Here is an 18,121-nt window from a genome sequence, read left to right on the forward strand (position 1 = left end):
TCTACCAACTATCCAAACAAGCTTGCAGGCGATTCCAGTTCGAGCAATAACTTTTTCGCCTCAAGCCCTCCGGCATAACCTGTCAGCTGATGATTGCTGCCAATAATACGATGACAAGGAACGAATATCGAAATGGCATTCGCACCGTTGGCAGCAGCTACTGCACGTACGGCTTTGGGATTACCCAAACGCTGTGATAGCCCGGCATACGACTCTGTCATCCCATAAGGTATTTTCAGCAGTTCATTCCAAACCTTCTTCTGAAAATCTGTTCCGGCGAAAAGCAAAGGAATATTGAAAACATTGCGTTTTTGGTCGAAATATTCATCAAGTTGAGTCATTGCCTCTTCAATGATAGCAGACGTACCTTCCTCATATACGGCATGCAGTTCTTTCTGAAGCCGGGCATCTATCAGCTTTCTACGCTCCTCATTCAGCCAGTCACATAAACATAATTTACCTCCATATGAACCGATAATCAATTTTCCGCAAGGGGACTGATAATACTGTATCCGAATAGTTTCTTCCATTTAGGGTATCGTTTTTATTTGTTCACAACAAATCTACGAATTTAATAGGAAGAAAGCAATAAGGTAAATCTCTAATTAAAATTAGATAGATTCTCGGCATCACTAAAAAAATACAGAACATACGTTCTGATATTCAACGAATAATGTGGTGACACCGGAGCTCTTTTCCAGCGTCACCACGCTAAAACTGAAAGGTGACGCCGCTTTTTAAGGTGGCGTCAGCAAGTTACTCTATAAATATCAATACCTAAACCACAAATACAGATCAGGTGAATCCTGATTTAAGAAAAAAAATCTCGAAAAGTACGAAGCCTGAAAATGAATGCCTACCCGTTTACAAAGCGCTGCCTACCCATCTGTTAAACACAGCCTATCTTTTTGAAAAAAGCTGCCGGACGGTTATGAAAAATACTTACGTATTCAAGAAACAAAACACCTATGTTTTTTTTAAGATTGCTCTTTTTTCATACCTTTATACCATAATATATATCTTAAATCGGGATTCAAAATAATGAAAGAAATAAACAACTACCAACGTTTTTTGTCCGGAGAATATTGCAACTATTTGGATGCAGAAGTTTTAGAAATGATAGTCAAAACCCAAAAGTGTCTATCTGTGTTGAATGATATAACGACCACAGAAAAGGAAAGAAAAGAAATCCTTTCCAAGATGTTAGGAAGCATCGGGAATCATTCGAGCATAGGCTATAACTTCACTTGTCAATGCGGTAAGCATATTTTTATCGGAGAAAAGACGATCATCAATAATAACTGTACGATGATGGATGAAAATCATATTCATATTGGTGACAGAGTAAGGCTATTGGCTAAAAAACATAAAAATACACGACCTTATATTGAATGCAAAAAGGGTGTAAATCTCATAAACGACTGATTTACACCCTTATATCGCGGAGAGACAGGGATTCGAACCCCGGGAACCTCGCAGTTCAACGGTTTTCAAGACCGCCGCAATCGACCACTCTGCCACCTCTCCAATATGTTTTGCTATCGTTTTCTCTCGATTGCGGTGCAAAGGTAGTGATTATTTTTTTATATCCAAATATCAAAGGCGCTTTTTTCTTTTTAGGCTAATATTTTTCTTTTAACTCTGCCAAATAAGCGTTGTATCCGTTTTATTGCTATTTTTGTATTCTATAATTATCAATGAAGTAATAAGTTTTATATGAGAAAGTTGAAAGATTTATTCCTGATTTCAGTCGTGTTGCTGCTCGTCAGTTGCTCCATGTCTGCCAAATCGGATAAAAATGAAACGGGAGGTGTCGCTGCTCAGGGCGAAGTGGTCGTTCTGAACAAGGCAGATTTCCTGACCAAAGTATATAATTACGAAAAAAATCAATCGGAATGGGTGTACGAAGGCACCAAACCTTGCATCGTGGATTTCTATGCCGACTGGTGCGGACCCTGCAAGAAAGTGTCGCCGATCCTGAAGGAACTGGCCGGAGAGTATAAGAACGACATCATCATCTATAAGATCAATGTCGACAACGAGAAGGAACTGGCCGCCGCTTTCGGCATACAGAGCATCCCTACCCTGCTGTTCATCCCGGCAAAGGGAAAACCGCAGATCGCACAGGGCGCACTTTCAAAGGAACAGTTCGTTGAACAGATCAACGGATTCCTGCTGGGCAAAAAGTAATTTTCAGCCACGTGGTTATATCATTCCACGTGGTTTCAACCATAAAAAAAGAGGGCACCTCAACGAGATGTCCTCTTTTTTATTTGGCATTGAGCGAATTATTCAGCGCTTTCTGCTGCGGGAGCTTCTTCTGCAGGAGCGTTGGCTGCTGCTTCTTCAGCTGCCTTTGCTGCAGCAGCTGCTGCTAATTCTGCTTTCTTTTTAGCTACTTCTTCAGCTTTTGCCTTGTTTGCTTCTTTTTCTGCTTCAAGACGAGCTTTTTCTGCTGCCTTAGCTGCTTCGCTGTCTTTTGTCTTTACTGCTTCAACAGAAGCCTGTTTGTTTTTCAACCAAGCCTGGAACTTTGATTCCGCTGCTGCTTCGTCGAATGCACCTTTCTTTACACCTTCCAGTAAATGCTTTTTCATGCATACACCTTCGCGTGACAGAATGTTGCGAGTTGTGTCTGTAGGCTGTGCACCTACCTGTAACCAATACAAAGCTCTTTCGAAGTTCAAATCTACTGTAGCAGGATTAGTGTTCGGATTATAAGAACCTATCCTTTCAATAAACTTTCCATCACGTGGAGCCCTGCTGTCTGCGACTACGATCTGATAAAAAGCGTAGCTTTTGCGACCGTGTCTCTGCAATCTAATTTTTGTTGCCATGTTTGAATAATTAATTTAAGCTGTTTGTATTAGCGGGTGCAAAGATAAGTTGTTTCGATTCATAAAACAAATCTTCGGAGAGAAAATATCCGGGAAATCCGGACTTTTTATGCGACAAATTGGATCGCCGGTTGCTTTTACAGACATTTTTCCTACCTTTGCGCCTTCTTTTTACACATATATATAATGTACGTATGATTTCTATAGACGGACTTACAGTAGAGTTTGGCGGAAGCACCCTCTTTTCTGATATATCTTTCGTGATTAACGAGAAGGACCGGATCGCCCTGATGGGGAAAAACGGTGCGGGCAAATCGACTTTGCTCAAAATACTTGCCGGGACACGCGAACCGACACGCGGAAAAGTGTCGGCACCCAAAGATACGGTGATCGCTTACCTGCCCCAGCACTTGATGACGGAAGACGGCCGGACGGTTTTTGAAGAAACGGCACAGGCCTTTGCCCACCTGCATGAGATGGAAGCGGAGATCGAGGCGATCAACAAGGAACTGGAGACACGGACCGACTACGAATCGGACAGTTATATGGAGCTGATCGAGCGTGTCTCGACACTCAGCGAGAAGTTTTATTCGATCGAAGAGATCAACTATGACGCCGATATCGAGAAAACATTGCTCGGACTGGGATTCAAGCGCGACGACTTCGGGCGGCAGACCAGCGAGTTCAGCGGCGGATGGCGCATGCGTATCGAGCTGGCAAAGTTGCTGTTGAAGAAACCCGACGTGCTGCTGCTGGACGAGCCGACCAACCATCTGGACATCGAATCGATCCAGTGGCTCGAAGACTTCCTGATCGACAACGGACAGGCGGTGGTTGTGATCAGCCACGACCGCGCGTTTGTCGACCACATCACCACCCGTACGATCGAGGTCACGATGGGCCGCATCTACGACTACAAAGTGAATTACAGCAGTTACCTGCAACTCCGCCAGGAACGCCGCGTACAGCAGCAGAAAGCCTTCGACGAGCAGCAGAAGATGATTGCCGAAACAAGGGAATTTATCGAACGTTTCAAAGGTACATACTCCAAGACCCTACAAGTGCAGAGCCGCGTCAAGATGCTTGAAAAGCTTGAGATACTGGAGGTGGACGAGGAAGACACTTCGGCACTTCGCCTGAAATTCCCGCCCTCTCCCCGCTCCGGCAACTATCCGGTGATCGTGGAGGACGTGTCAAAGGCGTATGGCGACCATGTGGTGTTCCGCAACGCCAACCTGACCATCGAACGGGGAGACAAGATCGCTTTCGTAGGGAAAAACGGTGAAGGAAAGTCCACCCTCGTGAAATGTATCATGAAAGAGATCGAACACGACGGTACGCTGACGATCGGGCATAACGTGATGATCGGCTATTTTGCGCAGAACCAGGCTTCGATGCTGGACGAGAACCTGACGGTTTTCCAGACCATCGACGACGTGGCGGTGGGCGATATCCGCAACAAGATCAAGGACTTGCTGGGCGCGTTCATGTTCGGCGGCGAAAATTCAGCCAAGAAAGTGAAGGTTTTGTCGGGAGGCGAGCGCACACGTCTGGCGATGATCAAGCTGCTGCTCGAACCGGTCAACCTGCTGATCCTCGATGAGCCGACGAATCACCTGGACATGAAAACGAAAGACATCCTGAAACAGGCGTTGCTCGACTTCGACGGTACGCTGATCGTGGTGTCGCACGACCGTGACTTCCTCGACGGCTTGGTAACCAAAGTCTACGAGTTCGGCAACCAGCGAGTGACGGAACATTTGGAAGGCATCTACGAATTCCTGCAACGGAAGAAGATGGAAAACCTGAACGAGTTGGAACGAAGCAAGGGGAAATAAAACTCCATCACCCGTTAATTTCGCTTATTTCCCTACTAGCCCAAAAGTGTTTCACCCTAATGAAACAGTTGTTCCATTACTTAGAAACAGTTGTTTCATTAGGGTGAAACACTTTTGACATAACAAAGATACTAAATGCGTATACCGAACGTCAGCATCACATCATAGGTAGACCGGCTGACATCTTCATGATACTTATAATGCGTCCTCCGCGAGAAGTAACGGTTCGACAACGCTATATGCCATTTCTTATTGGAAGAATAAACCAATTTAAGCCCCATCACCGTCAGGCGTGAATGCCCTTTGTCACCCTGTACGCTGAAGGTATTCGGGTCGACCGTACTCAAATCGATGTCCGGATTGTAACCTTTCCAGGTAAAGATATGGTAGTTCTCCATATTCAGCAGAAACGACCAGTGCCTGTTGTAAGTCAACCCCGTGAAAGCCTTCACACTGTAACCGCTTCCCATATTGTAATCGCGTTCGTCGAGGCGGAAATAATCGGACGAGCCACCGCCCAGGGCGACACCGTTCACATAAAATTCACCGTAAGCATCCACCTTGTCACTCGGTTCCGACCGTTTGTAATAGATCAGGCCGCCACCCACCGCTGCCGCTTCCGAGATGCGGTAAGGGGAAACTTTGTCGCCCTCGCTGTCGCGCAGCTGCGAGTCATAATAGTCAAAATGCTGGAAGATGCCTGCCGTCAACGTGCGCGGACCTTTCTCCCACACCCGTTTCCCCCACAGGGCGCCGATGGCATTCACCTGGGTGATGACGGGCTGACTGGAGAAGAAATCGAAACCGGCACGCAGTTGGAACCACTCGTAGGGCGAATAGAACTCATCTTCAAACGGGTCGCCATAATCCAGCCGCAGCGACAGGTGCATACTGGTCGTGCCATGCTTCGAATGCTCCTGCTCGGCCAGGAAACGGGGACCGGCACTCACGATAAAGTTCACGGGCACAAACGAATAGGTACGGCCTTTGTGCGGACGATGACGCCACGCCTCACCTGTTATCAGACGGTTGATGCCGCGCACGGGCGATATCAATCCCGAAAGGATCTCGCGCCCGACACGCTCGGCTCCCGAGGTACGGTCGTCGATGAAAAGGTCGGACAAGCGGTAGGTGATCTCACCTAGCTCCACGCCGCCGAATGTGGTAGCCATCAGGTCGTTGATGGAGGGCGGCTCCGCCTCCATGAAAAACTCCCACATCAGACTTCCCCCGGCGGCGAAGGGAATGGATTGCCAGAAGTTCATCCCATTGCTACGGGCAGCATTGAAATACAACGATCCATGATAAGGATGCGCCACCAGGTTGGTAGAGAATTTATCCGTGTCCCAGACGGGACCTGTCTTGAAATTGTTCTTGATCGTACGGCCATTGATGCGGGCGAAGTCTTCGTTCATCGCAAAACGGTCGAAGGCCCAGATCGCCATGTTCAGGCCAAACACCTCACCGGCTGCCAGCCAAGGCTTCTTAGGCATAAAGGTGGTCGAGTCGCTCACGTAATTTCTTGTATCCATTTTTGGGAAGTGCTGCGCCCGAATCCATTGGGTCGAAAACAGAGCCAGCACCCCTATCCAAATAAACTTTTTCATTTTTTTCAATCTTGTGCCTTAAAGACTAATCAACTAACTCATGCAAACTTATACATAATTAACAGTATGGAACTCGTTTGGTTTAAATTATTCTTAGGTTGTGTTGCTAGAAACAGACACAATTCAAAGGAAATACTTACTTTTGCAGAAAAAAACAAAATGATAGATTTCATTACCTTTTGCGACTACACCGGAACGTTCGCCTTCGCAATTAGTGGGATCAGACTAGCTTCTGCCAAACAATTTGATTGGTTTGGTGCCTATGTGGTCGGGCTGGTGACGGCCGTCGGAGGCGGTACGATACGCGATATCCTGCTGAACGCGACTCCTTTCTGGATGGAGCAGACTTCTTATTTAACAGTTTCGGCTCTCGCCTTATTATTTGTTATCATCTTCCGGAAATATGTGATCCGGCTGAATAATACCTTTTTCATATTCGACGCCATCGGCCTGGGGCTGTTCGGCGTGGTCGGGATCGCCAAAACACTCGAATTCGGCTTCCCCATGTGGGTGGCAATCGTGATGGGAACGATCACAGGGTCGTTCGGAGGTATGATGCGTGACATATTGATCAACGAGGAACCGCTGATCTTCCGGAAAGATATCTATGCCCTGGCGTGCGTGTTCGGCGGAGGCGTATATTATTTATGTATGCTTGCCGGGCTGAATCCCTCCATCACCCAGTTCGCGGCGGCGCTGGGCATATTCCTGGCACGTATTATAGCTGTAAAATATCACATAAGCGTTCCCGTATTGAAGGGAGAAGAATAAATTTATTACCTTTGCATTATGACAGTAAATATGAATGATCAGCGAGATAAGGCCTCCATCCTGCTCATCTACACAGGCGGAACAATCGGTATGATTGAAAACCCCGAAACCGGAGTATTAGAATCATTTAATTTCCAGCATCTTAGAGACAATATGCCGGAATTGAAGAAGCTCGGTTACGCGGTTTCGACCTATCAGTTCGACCCGGTGCTCGACTCGTCGGAGATGGGCCCCGACTCCTGGATGAAGATCGTGAAGATCATCGCAGACAATTATGCGAAATACGACGGCTTCGTGGTGCTGCATGGCACGGATACGATGTCGTTTACCGCCTCTGCCTTGAGTTTCATGCTCGAAAACCTGAGCAAGCCGGTCATCTTCACCGGTTCGCAGTTGCCCATCGGCATGTTGCGGACGGACGGGAAGGAAAACCTGATCACGGCGATCGAAATAGCTGCTGCCAAGGAAAACGGCGTACCGATCGTACCCGAAGTCTGCATCTTCTTTGAAAACGACCTGTTGCGCGGCAACCGGACAAGCAAGATCAATGCGGACAATTTCAACGCATTCCGTTCATACAATTACCCGGCGTTGGCGCATGCCGGTATCTATATCAAATATGACACAGGCCAGATTTATCACCCTGTTTCGCGCAAACCGCTGAAACCCCACTATCTGCTCGACCGCAACATAGCGATCCTGAAGCTGTTTCCCGGCATCTCGCCGCAAGTGGTGGAAAGCATCCTCAATATTCCCGACCTGAAAGGGGTCGTGATGGAAACCTTCGGCAGCGGAAACGCTCCGAGCTACGACTGGTTCCTGAAGATGCTCAAAGAGGCGGTCGACCGTGGCATCGTGATCGTAAATGTAACCCAGTGTTGCGCCGGAAGCGTTGAGATGCACAGATACGAAACGGGCCATAAATTACTGGAAGCCGGCGTTATAAGCGGGTTCGACAGCACAACGGAAAGTGCCGTCGCCAAGCTGATGTTCCTTTTCGGCCACGGACTTTCTCCGGAGGAAGTGAAGGACCACATGAACTGCTCGCTGATCGGGGAAGTGACAATCCCTGATACGTTCCGTTCCTGAATATACTATGTAAAACAGAATGAGCCGCGAGGCGGAATAGAAAAACATGAAACTATCATTTCTTAGCTTAGCAAGTGGAAGCAGTGGTAACTGCTATTATCTGGGTACTCCCGAGTTCGGGATACTGATTGATGCTGGTATCGGAATACGTACCATAAAGAAGGTGTTGAAAGATAAGGCGATCGACTTTTCTAAAATCGTGGCTGTCCTGATAACCCATGACCACGCCGATCATATAAAGACGGTAGGTTGCCTGGGAGAGAAAATGAACATTCCGGTATATTCTACCGCCGCCGTCCACCGGGGGATCGAAAAGAGCCGCTATGTGGAGGAAACCTTGATCGGTTCGCGCCGGATCATCGAGAAGGAAGTGCCTTTCTCGATACGCGATTTCCTGATCACCGCCTTTGAAGTTCCGCACGACAGCACCGACAACGTCGGCTATTATATCGAGTATGGCGATCATAAGTTCACCTTCGCTACCGACGTGGGCCATATCACGGATACGGTCAGCCATTACATGCGGCTGGCGACCCATCTCATCATCGAAGCGAACTATGACGAGGAAATGTTGAAGTTCGGCACCTACCCCGCTTTCCTGAAAGAGCGTGTAGCAAGCCCGACCGGCCACCTGAGCAACCGCGAAGCTGCCGAATTCCTGGCCGCCAACTACGACCCCAAACTGAAGGATATCTGGTTGTGCCACCTCAGCCGCGACAATAATCATCCGGAGCTAGCCTATAAAACCGTCGATATCCGCCTTTTCCAGGAGGGTGTCCGTGTCGGCAAAGATGTCTCACTTATAGCACTTAAGCGTACGACTCCGTCTGATATATTTGAATTCGAGTAAAATTTAGTCAGAAAAAAGCGACAAAAAAATTTGCAAAGAAAAATTAAACCCCTATCTTTGCACCCGCAATCGAGAAACAAAGATCACGATCAGGAAACGAAGATAGCAACAGATTGACTTGGTAGCTCAGTTGGTAGAGCAAATGACTCTTAATCATTGGGTCGAGGGTTCGAGCCCCTCCCAGGTCACTCCAAGATACCAACATCGACTTGGTAGCTCAGTTGGTAGAGCAAATGACTCTTAATCATTGGGTCGAGGGTTCGAGCCCCTCCCAGGTCACTTAAAGGAAGATATTACGAAAGTGGTATCTTCCTTTTTTATTTCCCCATTATATATACATTCCTGATCAATCGTTAATCATTCTAATTTATTCCTTTCTGTCACATATGTTACAATTTTAAATGGATAAACAGTGTATTTTTGTTCCAACTAATTAATAAGATAAATTTATGGAACAGTTACATGCACACGAAGTTCTTTTCATGATGGAAGGAAATAGTTATTCGGAAGCCAGCCTGCGGGAAGCAATCATTGGGAAATTTGGCAAGGAACAACGTTTTTATGCTTGTTCGGCTGAAAATATGAATGTGGATGAGTTGATTGAATTTCTGAAACAAAAAGGGAAATTCATGCCGAAAGATGACGGATTCACTGTGGATATCACTAAAGTTTGCAACCATTAGGCTATACAACACCATCCTGCATATTTGTTGTCAGCATCATAAATAAAAACCGCCCTATTCTCACGAACAGGGCGGATGTTTGCCCACTAAAGGGCTTGGGATACAACGTTATTAGATATGAGGATTAACGTTATAGAGTAAAAAGTATGATTTCACCAATTACATTGAATTCATAAAAAAATTAGTTAGTCCAATCAACTACAAAATCAACGCCGGGGTCCTCTCTTGTACCCTGCGGCTCCATAGGGATTTCCCAATCCGTAATAAAAGCACCCGTATAATCAGATCTGTAACCCACTTCCTGGGGATTATCCTCGCCGTTCGGCGAGTTTTTACAATTCCATACCGGTGAAGCACCACGTCTGCGCCTTGCGAAACAGACGGCATACACTGATCTCAGTCTTCTTTTGTTCCCTCCACCCTTCCGGGGGAAGAAATTAGTTTCAGCTCCAAAATATTCAACTACAATCATCTATATATAAATTTTCTCTAGTTACCCTGGCAAGAGCCTTAAAAACTCTGATGTAAAGGTATTCCTCCGGAAACACTGTTTTGCACCCATCTTCAACTATTTTATTTACGAAATTTATAAATGTAGGTCGTAGCAGAGACCAAATACTCCAAATATGCCAAAACGAGAGAACCGGAAGAAAAAATCCTCCTTTTCTGTCAAAACAGATTGTTTGTTGATAAAATCAGCTTATTTTGTAACGGCTGGCAGAAACGGAGGAAATACGCCTCCAACATTTCCCGTATGCCTGCTGTTGTATTGATATAAAAATAAAGAAAATGAAGAATAAGACACATCAAAAAAGAGTCTCAGCCATACACGACATTTCCGGCTTCGGAAAATGCTCGCTGACAGTCGCATTACCCATTTTATCAGCTGCAGGAATCGAAACCTCGGCGCTTCCCACAGCTATTCTCTCCACCCATACCGGAGGAATCAGCGGATACACATACAGGGACCTGACAGAGGACATGCGTCCGATCATGCAGCACTGGAAATCGCTCGACATACAATTTGACGCCATATACACCGGTTATCTCGGATCATTCGAGCAACTGGACATCGTAAAAGAGTTCTTCGACACGTTCAGGAGAGATGACAACCTGATCCTCGTCGACCCGGTGATGGGCGACAACGGTGAGCTGTATACCAGTTTCACCCGCAAATTTGCCGCCGGAATGAGATCACTCTGCCAAAAAGCGGATATCATCGTCCCCAACCTTACCGAAGCCGCTTTATTGTTGGACGAACCTTATCGTCCGGGCCCCTATACACATGCCTACATCGAAAGCCTGCTGCGAAAACTAAGCGAACTGGGACCGAAACAGGTAGTCCTGACAGGTGTTTTCTTCAAAGACGACGAACTGGGAGCAGCCACCTACGACCGGACGACGGATGCAATCGATTATGTCTTTACCAGGAAAGTGCCCGGCTACTACCACGGGACAGGCGACGTATTCGCAAGCGCATTACTGGCAGCTTTGCTGAATGACTTCACCCTGATCGGATCGGCCGCCATCGCCGTGCATTTCACCGCCGAAAGCATCCGACGAACCTATGAAGCCAAGACGGACTATCGTTTCGGTGTTAATTTTGAACAAAGTTTCCCCGACTTTCTAAAAGAACTGAAACTCATATAAATGGTTTCGATTTTATTTTTCATCTTTGCGTTATTATATAAAGTATTAACTTGAAACTGCCTATATTACGACATGAGTAAAATAAAAATTGCTATTTCCGGAATAGGGGCTGTAGGGGGATATTACGGTGGGTTGCTGGCAGCGTACTACCAAAACTCAGAAGAAGTGGAAATCTTTTTCATTTCACGGGGTGAAAACCTGCAGGCTATCAGAAAAGACGGATTAGAAATAAAAAAATCATTTAAGAAAATAACCGCCATGCCAACACTGGCTACTGACGATCCGACAGAAATCGGACCGGTGGACTATCTGTTCTGCTGCACCAAAAGCTATGATCTGGAAGATAATATCCGGGATCTTGCGCCGGTAATCGGCCCGGACACCATCATCATCCCGTTGCTCAACGGTGCGGATATATCCGAACGGATACAGCAAATAGTGCCCGACAACAAGGTATGGAAAGGCTGCGTTTACATCGGATCACGCCTTGTCTCACCCGGCCATGTACAAAAATTCACGTTGAAAGACCGTCTCTTCTTCGGCCACAACAGCAAGGATAAAGAAAAGCAGGTCGAGTTACAGAAGTTACTCAGCAGCGCCCGTATCCTGTCGACCAATCCTGCCGACATAGACTTCGAGGTCTGGAAAAAGTTTTTTATGATCTCCACTGCGGCAACGATCACCTCTTATTTCAACGAGACGATCAACGAAGTGATAGATAAGCATATCGACCTGTTCATCACCCTGGGATACGAACTGCAGAGCGTAGCGGAAGCCAAAGGTATCAAATTGCCGGAGGATATCGTTTTCTCATCGATCAAGTCGCAACAAATGATGCCAAACGGCTCAACCACTTCGATGCACACCGACTTCAGACGGGGAAGCAAGACCGAAATAGAGACACTGACCGGTTACGTGATACGCGAAGCAGAGGCGTTGAAGCTGGAAGTTCCTACCTACCAATTTATGTACAAGGGACTGACTCAATTCCCCTACCCCCGGTAAGAAACAAATAAAGAGGAACGCTGATTTTCATTTTTGATGAATTTCAGCATTCCTCTCTTTATTTTATGCCGCTTGCAGGCGGCTTCAAGATTCCGGAAAACTATCCGATTATCCGATATAAGTCTCCATGAACTTTGCATTCGGAGCCGGTGAGATTGTCACCACTTCCGTATCGGCCGGGATCAGAACAGTCTGTCCCTGATGGATGAAGATCTCGTTTCCTTTATTGTCACGGATAGAAGCCTTACCCTCCATACATATATATACGACAAACGAATCGAGTTCAGAGAAGTCGCGCACCATCATCGTATCCAGGTCGAGCAGGTTGGTGGTGAAATATTTGCAATTGGCAAGTTCAACCGTGGCATTGGTATGTGCCTTATAATGCGTACGGTAGTCGGGGAGCGTCGTATAGTCGATCGCATCCTTTGCCAGTTCGGTATGCAGCTCACGTCCGTTGCCGCTGGCATCCTTACGGTCGTAATCGTAGATACGGTAAGTAATGTTGCTGGTCTGCTGTATCTCAGCGATAAAGCATCCGGCACCGATAGCATGTACGCGTCCGGCAGGCAGGAAGAAAACATCGCCCGGAGAAACTTCATAGCGCTGCAAAACGTCCATGATCGTGTTATCACCTACACGTTTCACATACTCCTCCGCGTCGATCTGCTGTGAGAAGCCGGAGTACAGCCCCGCCCCTTTCTCTGCCTTTATCACATACCACATTTCTGTCTTACCGAAAGAGTTATGGCGTTTCATAGCCAGTGCGTCGTCAGGATGCACCTGAATGGAAAGATCATCGCGAGCATCGATAAACTTGATAAGCAGGGGAAATGTAGAACCGAATTGCTCCATTACCTTTTCTCCCAGCAACTGTTTGCCGTATGTACGGATCAGTTCATCGAGTGACTTACCTTCCAAATCACCATTATCGACGATAGAATAGTTTCCTTCTACATGAGAAAGTTCCCAGCTTTCGCCGATCCCTTCTTCTACTGGCGTAATGCCCTTAAACGGGCAGATGTCTGAGCCTCCCCAAATGATCTTCTTGAGGATAGGCTTAAATGTCATTGGATATAACATAACTGTGTTTTGTTGTTTGGTTATTTTTTTACTTTTACTTTTCTGAGTACAACAGCACTACGTGCCGGAATGTACAGCTTCAACCATTCTTTTTTCTCTTTTTTATATAATGGGTCGAGTAATGTGAAATGATGTATCGAATCGTCCGCGATACCAAAACCGCCGAAACGGGTAGCATCCGTATTCAATACCACCTCATACTCACCTTTAGGCACAAGGAAGCCGTAGTCGGTGTACGATTTCGTAGGACTGAAGTTGAAGACGAACACCAGGTCTTTACGCATATACGCCAGAACCTGGTCGCCATCGCTGTCCCACACCTTCTGTATCGGAGTAGACTGAAAATTCTTCACGCTGCGGATCAGTTCGACCATCTCGCGATCGAAATCGCCCAAATAATGATACTTCAAATCCATATTGTCTACCAAATCCCACTGGCGTCGGGCATATTTATGTGACCAGCCGTTACCTTCGCGCGGAAAATCGATCCATTCCGGATGTCCGAACTCATTACCCATAAAGTTTAGGTAACCGCCGTTGATAGTCGAAGCCGTCACAAGACGTATCATCTTATGGAGTGCCACCCCGCGTTCAACCATAAAGTTATGGTCGTCTTTCTGCATATGCCAGTACATATCCGCATCTATCAGGCGGAAAATGATAGTCTTATCTCCTACCAGCGCCTGGTCGTGACTTTCAGCATAACTGATTGTTTTTTCGTCAGCACGACGGTTGGTCGTTTCCCACCAGATAGAAGAAGGATGCCAGTCCTCGTCTTTCTTTTCCTTGATTGTCTTGATCCAGTAATCGGGAATATTCATCGCCATACGGTAATCGAAGCCATAGCCGCCGTCTTCATATTTAGCTGCCAGGCCGGGCATACCGCTCACTTCTTCAGCAATAGTGATGGCATTTTTATTGACCTCATGTATCAGTTTGTTGGCAAGGGTGAGATAAGCGATCGCATCGCCATCCTGATGCCCGTTAAAATAATCACCATAATTGCAGAAAGCCTCGCCCAACCCATGACTGTAGTAAAGCATGGAGGTCACGCCGTCGAAGCGGAAACCGTCGAACTTATACTCTTCAAGCCAGAATTTGCAGTTGGACAGGAGAAAATGCAGCACCTCATTCTTTCCGTAATCAAAGCAAAGCGAATCCCATGCCGGATGTTCGCGGCGGGAACCACTAAGGAAATACTGGTTGTAAGAACCGTCGAAACGTCCGAGACCTTCCACTTCATTCTTAACAGCATGGCTGTGTACAATATCCATGATCACGGCAATACCCATCCCGTGAGCGTCGTCGATCAGGTGTTTCAGTTCTTCGGGCGTACCGAAGCGTGATGAAGCTGCGAAGAAACTGCTGACATGATAACCGAAAGATCCGTAATAAGGATGCTCCTGGATAGCCATGATTTGAATGGCGTTGTAACCTTCACGTGCAATACGGGGCAGAACGTTGAGGCGAAATTCATCGTATGAGCCGACCTTTTCCTCGTTCGTTGACATACCTATATGGCATTCGTAAATGAGCAGCGGGGAAGTATCCGGTTTGAAACGCTTATTTTTAAATGTATATGGCGTAGCAGGATTCCATACCTGAGCACTGAATATCTTCGTCACAGGATCCTGGACGACACGGCGTATCCATGCCGGGATGCGTTCACCGCTTCCTCCGTCCCATTCGACCAGCAACTTGAACAGGTCTTCGTGGTGCAACAGATCTTCTTCGAGAACGATCTCCCACACGCCATAGCCCTGGCGCTTCATTTTATATTGTTCTTCTTTTTTCCAGTCGTTGAATGTACCGATCAGGTAGATGGCCGTGGCGTTCGGGGCCCATTCGCGAAATACCCACCCCTTGTTGGTTTTGTGTAAACCGAAGTACAGATATCCGGAAGCCATTTCCGACAAGGTTTGTTTCCCCTTGTTAGTCAAGCTCTTTTCCTTATCAATCACGTATTGATACCGTCCTTCTATCGCCTCTTTATAAGGGGCAAGCCAAGGGTCATTCTTTATTAGATTCAGAGACTCCATGATTTATTTGAGATTGGTTTAGCGCAAAGATAAAAGAAAAAAACATACCGTATTGATATTCCGTAGATATTTCTTAATTTTGCGTCAAACCCATATAACATATGAGTAAAGGAACAAAGAGTATTGCCTTTTATTTTATAATGATCCTGGTTTTTGGTTCATTAATGTATCTGATCGCCAAAGAAGGAGAAAGACAACAGATTGAAAGCGCCATCACTGCTGCCTACGACGCCCCGAAAGACCTTGGTGAAGGTTTTTCTTTGTTTTGGGAGCTGATGACGCACCATATACAGTCGCCTATCGGAATATTATTGTTGCAGATCATCACGATCCTGCTGACCTGCCGCCTGTTCGGGTGGCTGTTCCAGAAGATAGGGCAACCGACCGTTATCGGCGAGATCGTGGCGGGTATCGTGCTGGGACCGTCGGTGCTGGGACATCTGTCACCCGAAGTCTCGGGGTTTCTCTTCCCGGTCGAGTCGCTCGCCAATATCACGATCCTGAGCCAGTTCGGGCTGATCCTGTTCATGTTCGCCATTGGTATGGAGTTGGATATTACCGAAGTACGAAAGAAATTAAAGGAAACCATCCTGATAAGCCATACGAGTACGATCGTACCTTTCTTCTGCGGTATGCTTACTGCCTACTTCGTTTATGACACCTATGCAGATAAAAGTACACCTTTCCTGTCGTTTGCCCTATTTGTCGGTATCGCGATGAGTATCACTGCTTTTCCTGTGCTGGCACGTATCATACAGGAGAAAGGGTTGACGCGAACGCACCTGGGAACGATCTCGCTCGCCAGTGCTGCCAACGGTGATATTACAGCCTGGTGCCTATTGGCTGTCGTGATCGCCATCGCACAGGCGGGAACGATGCTGAGTGCGATCTACAACATTCTTTTCTCCGTACTTTATATCGCTTTCATGTTTTTTGCCGTGCGTCCGTTCCTCCGGATGATCGGGCATGTATATCATAATAAGGAAGTGATCGACAAAGGGCTGGTAGCTTTTATGTTCCTCCTCCTGATAATCTCCTCCTATCTGACGGAAATGCTGGGGCTGCATGCGTTGTTCGGAGCATTCATCGCAGGCGTGGTGATGCCGAGTAATGTGAAGTTTCGTAAGATCATGACCGAGAAGGTGGAAGATGTCTCACTGGCATTGTTCCTGCCGTTGTTTTTCGTCTCGACAGGGTTACGCACCGAGATCGGTTTGCTGAACAGCCCGGAGCTGTGGTGGATGTGCGGGGTATTTATCGTAGTGGCCATCGTCGGTAAATTCGGTGGAGCGATGTTCTCCGCCCGTTTCGTAGGCGAAAGCTGGAAAGACAGTCTATATATCGGCGCGCTGATGAATACGCGCGGGCTGATGGAGCTTGTAGTGCTTACCATCGGTTACGAAATGCACATCCTCCCTCCTTCTATTTTCGTCATGCTGGTGCTGATGACATTGGTGACGACATTCATGACGATCCCGTTGGTTTCGTTCATCAAGTTCTGCTTCCAGGCACGGGAGAAAATCAAAGAATACAAGACTGTGGACGTAGCAGACGGTACTTACAAGGTGTTGCTCTCATTCGGACGGGCTGCCAACGGACAGATCATGCTCGATGTGGCGTACCAGATGTTTGCCCATAAACGGCATCAGGTGGATCTCACGGCACTTCACCTTACCGTCGGTTCGGACGTGAACCCGTTGCATACGGACAACTTCGAAGAGGTAAGTTTCGGTCCCATCCTGTACGGAGCCAAAAAGCTGGGGATTAATATAGATACACGCTACGAGGTATCGAACAACGCCGGACAGGACATCACCGACATTGTCAACACAGAAGGTTTCGACTTTCTGTTGGTAGGTTCAGGTATCTCGATGAGTAACCAGCCGGATGATATCGAAGCGAACCGTTACCGTACGTCGTTCTACAATCGTTTCTTCCGCCGTTTCAAGGCACCTGAATCATGGTTTTACCCGGGTGCATTATTGAAAGACAAAACGAAGATGTTTATCGGGAAAAGTAATTGTGACGTAGGTGTATTCGTAAACCGGGGATTCGTCAAGGCTAGTAATGTGATTGTAGTAATCGATTCGGAAAAAGATCTGTTTATCCTGGAATATGCCTCCACGCTACTCAAAACGACGCATGGTTCGGTAAGTATTCTCGACCGGAGCAGTTCAACGACACCGGGCAGCGAGAAGATACAATATGCCATCCGCCAGTTTGTCGAATCGACCAAGCAGGCGAACCTGCTGGCAGAGAAGGATATGACAGCTTCACTTTTCAACGGTTACACTTTCATGCTGATCAGTTATGATAGCTGGAATGACGTTTCCGAACATCGTCGCGAGGCGTTGCAGAAGATGCCGTCGACTCTGATTCTGAATCATAAGGAGAAAACAGAAGAATAAGCAGGATAAATAACAAGTCCATCTATTTGTAATTACAAGTTCCCATTATTATCTACAACATCTACAAGTTCATCCTGTATATGTTGTAAATAAATGGTTTTAGCAGTGGTGGTAGATGTTTTTTATCTACCACTTCAAGATTGTATCTACCACTATTATGCAGCTTTTGACTTGTAGATTGCTATTATTCCTTCCCTACTTATCATTCTTCGCCCGCTATGGTTCTTTAGTTTTAGTGCCTGAAAAACTTTTGTTTTCCAA

Annotated in this window: 16 protein-coding genes and 3 tRNA genes; 12 read left to right on the top strand and 7 right to left on the bottom strand. The window is 46.7% G+C overall.

Annotated features, from left to right (window positions below):
• Window positions 1–8: 8 nt before the first annotated feature.
• A complete protein-coding gene (locus P3L47_RS20135) occupies window positions 9–530 on the bottom strand; it encodes a methylated-DNA--[protein]-cysteine S-methyltransferase (RefSeq protein WP_075558138.1) in 522 nt (173 codons plus the stop codon).
• 511 nt (window positions 531–1,041) lie between these two features.
• On the opposite strand from P3L47_RS20135, the gene P3L47_RS20140 reads away from it, so the two are divergent.
• Complete coding sequence (locus P3L47_RS20140; RefSeq protein WP_277781926.1) at window positions 1,042–1,425, top strand: LbetaH domain-containing protein; 384 nt, start codon at window positions 1,042–1,044, stop codon at window positions 1,423–1,425.
• A gap of 17 nt (window positions 1,426–1,442) precedes the next feature.
• Here the strand turns inward: P3L47_RS20140 and P3L47_RS20145 are convergent.
• Window positions 1,443–1,527 (bottom strand) — tRNA-Ser (locus tag P3L47_RS20145).
• 189 nt (window positions 1,528–1,716) lie between these two features.
• On the opposite strand from P3L47_RS20145, the gene trxA reads away from it, so the two are divergent.
• A complete protein-coding gene (gene trxA, locus P3L47_RS20150; protein ID WP_122354041.1) occupies window positions 1,717–2,190 on the top strand; it encodes a thioredoxin in 474 nt (157 codons plus the stop codon).
• Window positions 2,191–2,288: 98 nt separating this feature from the next.
• On the opposite strand, the gene P3L47_RS20155 is transcribed toward trxA, so the two are convergent.
• Entirely contained in the window at window positions 2,289–2,837 is a 549-nt protein-coding gene (locus P3L47_RS20155) for a 30S ribosomal protein S16 (RefSeq protein WP_122361653.1), read from the bottom strand.
• A 194-nt stretch (window positions 2,838–3,031) separates the two neighbouring features.
• Here P3L47_RS20155 and P3L47_RS20160 point away from each other — a divergent pair, with 194 nt between their 5' ends.
• Window positions 3,032–4,675: an ABC-F family ATP-binding cassette domain-containing protein gene (locus P3L47_RS20160; RefSeq protein WP_277783723.1), complete on the top strand. Its 1,644-nt coding sequence runs from the start codon at window positions 3,032–3,034 to the stop codon at window positions 4,673–4,675.
• A 131-nt stretch (window positions 4,676–4,806) separates the two neighbouring features.
• Here P3L47_RS20160 and P3L47_RS20165 read toward each other — a convergent pair whose 3' ends face one another.
• Entirely contained in the window at window positions 4,807–6,282 is a 1,476-nt protein-coding gene (locus P3L47_RS20165) for a DUF3943 domain-containing protein (RefSeq protein ID WP_122361651.1), read from the bottom strand.
• 159 nt (window positions 6,283–6,441) lie between these two features.
• On the opposite strand from P3L47_RS20165, the gene P3L47_RS20170 reads away from it, so the two are divergent.
• From P3L47_RS20170 to P3L47_RS20195, 6 genes are all read left to right on the top strand, one after another.
• Window positions 6,442–7,053: a trimeric intracellular cation channel family protein gene (locus P3L47_RS20170; protein ID WP_122354045.1), complete on the top strand. Its 612-nt coding sequence runs from the start codon at window positions 6,442–6,444 to the stop codon at window positions 7,051–7,053.
• A 30-nt stretch (window positions 7,054–7,083) separates the two neighbouring features.
• A complete protein-coding gene (locus P3L47_RS20175; RefSeq protein ID WP_370449275.1) occupies window positions 7,084–8,142 on the top strand; it encodes an asparaginase in 1,059 nt (352 codons plus the stop codon).
• Window positions 8,143–8,188: 46 nt separating this feature from the next.
• The gene (locus tag P3L47_RS20180) at window positions 8,189–8,992 is read left to right on the top strand and encodes an MBL fold metallo-hydrolase (RefSeq protein ID WP_122354047.1); all 804 of its coding nucleotides are present in this window, start codon (window positions 8,189–8,191) and stop codon (window positions 8,990–8,992) included.
• Window positions 8,993–9,107: 115 nt separating this feature from the next.
• Window positions 9,108–9,180: transfer RNA gene (locus tag P3L47_RS20185), tRNA-Lys, on the top strand.
• A gap of 18 nt (window positions 9,181–9,198) precedes the next feature.
• Window positions 9,199–9,271 (top strand) — tRNA-Lys (locus tag P3L47_RS20190).
• Window positions 9,272–9,441: 170 nt separating this feature from the next.
• Window positions 9,442–9,675 (top strand): YecH family metal-binding protein, encoded by a 234-nt coding sequence (locus P3L47_RS20195; RefSeq protein ID WP_122361650.1) that lies wholly within the window; start codon window positions 9,442–9,444, stop codon window positions 9,673–9,675.
• A gap of 181 nt (window positions 9,676–9,856) precedes the next feature.
• On the opposite strand, the gene P3L47_RS20200 is transcribed toward P3L47_RS20195, so the two are convergent.
• Window positions 9,857–10,147 (bottom strand): hypothetical protein, encoded by a 291-nt coding sequence (locus P3L47_RS20200; RefSeq protein WP_277781927.1) that lies wholly within the window; start codon window positions 10,145–10,147, stop codon window positions 9,857–9,859.
• A 317-nt stretch (window positions 10,148–10,464) separates the two neighbouring features.
• Between P3L47_RS20200 and P3L47_RS20205 the strand changes: the two genes are divergently transcribed.
• Both P3L47_RS20205 and P3L47_RS20210 read left to right on the top strand, forming a co-directional pair.
• Window positions 10,465–11,325: a pyridoxamine kinase gene (locus P3L47_RS20205; RefSeq protein WP_277781928.1), complete on the top strand. Its 861-nt coding sequence runs from the start codon at window positions 10,465–10,467 to the stop codon at window positions 11,323–11,325.
• Window positions 11,326–11,397: 72 nt separating this feature from the next.
• Window positions 11,398–12,330, top strand: coding sequence for a ketopantoate reductase family protein (locus P3L47_RS20210; RefSeq protein WP_277781929.1), 933 nt, complete (start codon window positions 11,398–11,400; stop codon window positions 12,328–12,330).
• A gap of 108 nt (window positions 12,331–12,438) precedes the next feature.
• On the opposite strand, the gene P3L47_RS20215 is transcribed toward P3L47_RS20210, so the two are convergent.
• Together P3L47_RS20215 and P3L47_RS20220 are read right to left on the bottom strand one after the other, a co-directional pair.
• Window positions 12,439–13,413, bottom strand: coding sequence for a type I phosphomannose isomerase catalytic subunit (locus tag P3L47_RS20215; protein WP_277781930.1), 975 nt, complete (start codon window positions 13,411–13,413; stop codon window positions 12,439–12,441).
• A gap of 20 nt (window positions 13,414–13,433) precedes the next feature.
• Window positions 13,434–15,452 (bottom strand): alpha amylase C-terminal domain-containing protein, encoded by a 2,019-nt coding sequence (locus tag P3L47_RS20220; protein ID WP_277781931.1) that lies wholly within the window; start codon window positions 15,450–15,452, stop codon window positions 13,434–13,436.
• A gap of 101 nt (window positions 15,453–15,553) precedes the next feature.
• Here P3L47_RS20220 and P3L47_RS20225 point away from each other — a divergent pair, with 101 nt between their 5' ends.
• Entirely contained in the window at window positions 15,554–17,860 is a 2,307-nt protein-coding gene (locus tag P3L47_RS20225; protein ID WP_122361645.1) for a cation:proton antiporter, read from the top strand.
• Window positions 17,861–18,121: the final 261 nt, after the last annotated feature.

This window comes from Parabacteroides chongii, assembly GCF_029581355.1.
Classification (GTDB): Bacteria; Bacteroidota; Bacteroidia; order Bacteroidales; family Tannerellaceae; genus Parabacteroides; species Parabacteroides chongii.

Coding starts and splice junctions, on each gene's coding strand:
- P3L47_RS20210 (WP_277781929.1), top strand. CDS start 11,398: ATGAGTAAAATAAAAATTGCTATTTCCGGAATAGGGGCTGTAGGGGGA.
- P3L47_RS20200 (WP_277781927.1), bottom strand. CDS start 10,147: ATGATTGTAGTTGAATATTTTGGAGCTGAAACTAATTTCTTCCCCCGG.
- P3L47_RS20215 (WP_277781930.1), bottom strand. CDS start 13,413: ATGTTATATCCAATGACATTTAAGCCTATCCTCAAGAAGATCATTTGG.
- P3L47_RS20205 (WP_277781928.1), top strand. CDS start 10,465: ATGAAGAATAAGACACATCAAAAAAGAGTCTCAGCCATACACGACATT.
- P3L47_RS20165 (WP_122361651.1), bottom strand. CDS start 6,282: ATGAAAAAGTTTATTTGGATAGGGGTGCTGGCTCTGTTTTCGACCCAA.
- P3L47_RS20220 (WP_277781931.1), bottom strand. CDS start 15,452: ATGGAGTCTCTGAATCTAATAAAGAATGACCCTTGGCTTGCCCCTTAT.
- P3L47_RS20155 (WP_122361653.1), bottom strand. CDS start 2,837: ATGGCAACAAAAATTAGATTGCAGAGACACGGTCGCAAAAGCTACGCT.
- P3L47_RS20160 (WP_277783723.1), top strand. CDS start 3,032: ATGATTTCTATAGACGGACTTACAGTAGAGTTTGGCGGAAGCACCCTC.
- P3L47_RS20135 (WP_075558138.1), bottom strand. CDS start 530: ATGGAAGAAACTATTCGGATACAGTATTATCAGTCCCCTTGCGGAAAA.
- P3L47_RS20175 (WP_370449275.1), top strand. CDS start 7,084: ATGAATGATCAGCGAGATAAGGCCTCCATCCTGCTCATCTACACAGGC.
- trxA (WP_122354041.1), top strand. CDS start 1,717: ATGAGAAAGTTGAAAGATTTATTCCTGATTTCAGTCGTGTTGCTGCTC.
- P3L47_RS20140 (WP_277781926.1), top strand. CDS start 1,042: ATGAAAGAAATAAACAACTACCAACGTTTTTTGTCCGGAGAATATTGC.
- P3L47_RS20225 (WP_122361645.1), top strand. CDS start 15,554: ATGAGTAAAGGAACAAAGAGTATTGCCTTTTATTTTATAATGATCCTG.
- P3L47_RS20170 (WP_122354045.1), top strand. CDS start 6,442: ATGATAGATTTCATTACCTTTTGCGACTACACCGGAACGTTCGCCTTC.
- P3L47_RS20180 (WP_122354047.1), top strand. CDS start 8,189: ATGAAACTATCATTTCTTAGCTTAGCAAGTGGAAGCAGTGGTAACTGC.
- P3L47_RS20195 (WP_122361650.1), top strand. CDS start 9,442: ATGGAACAGTTACATGCACACGAAGTTCTTTTCATGATGGAAGGAAAT.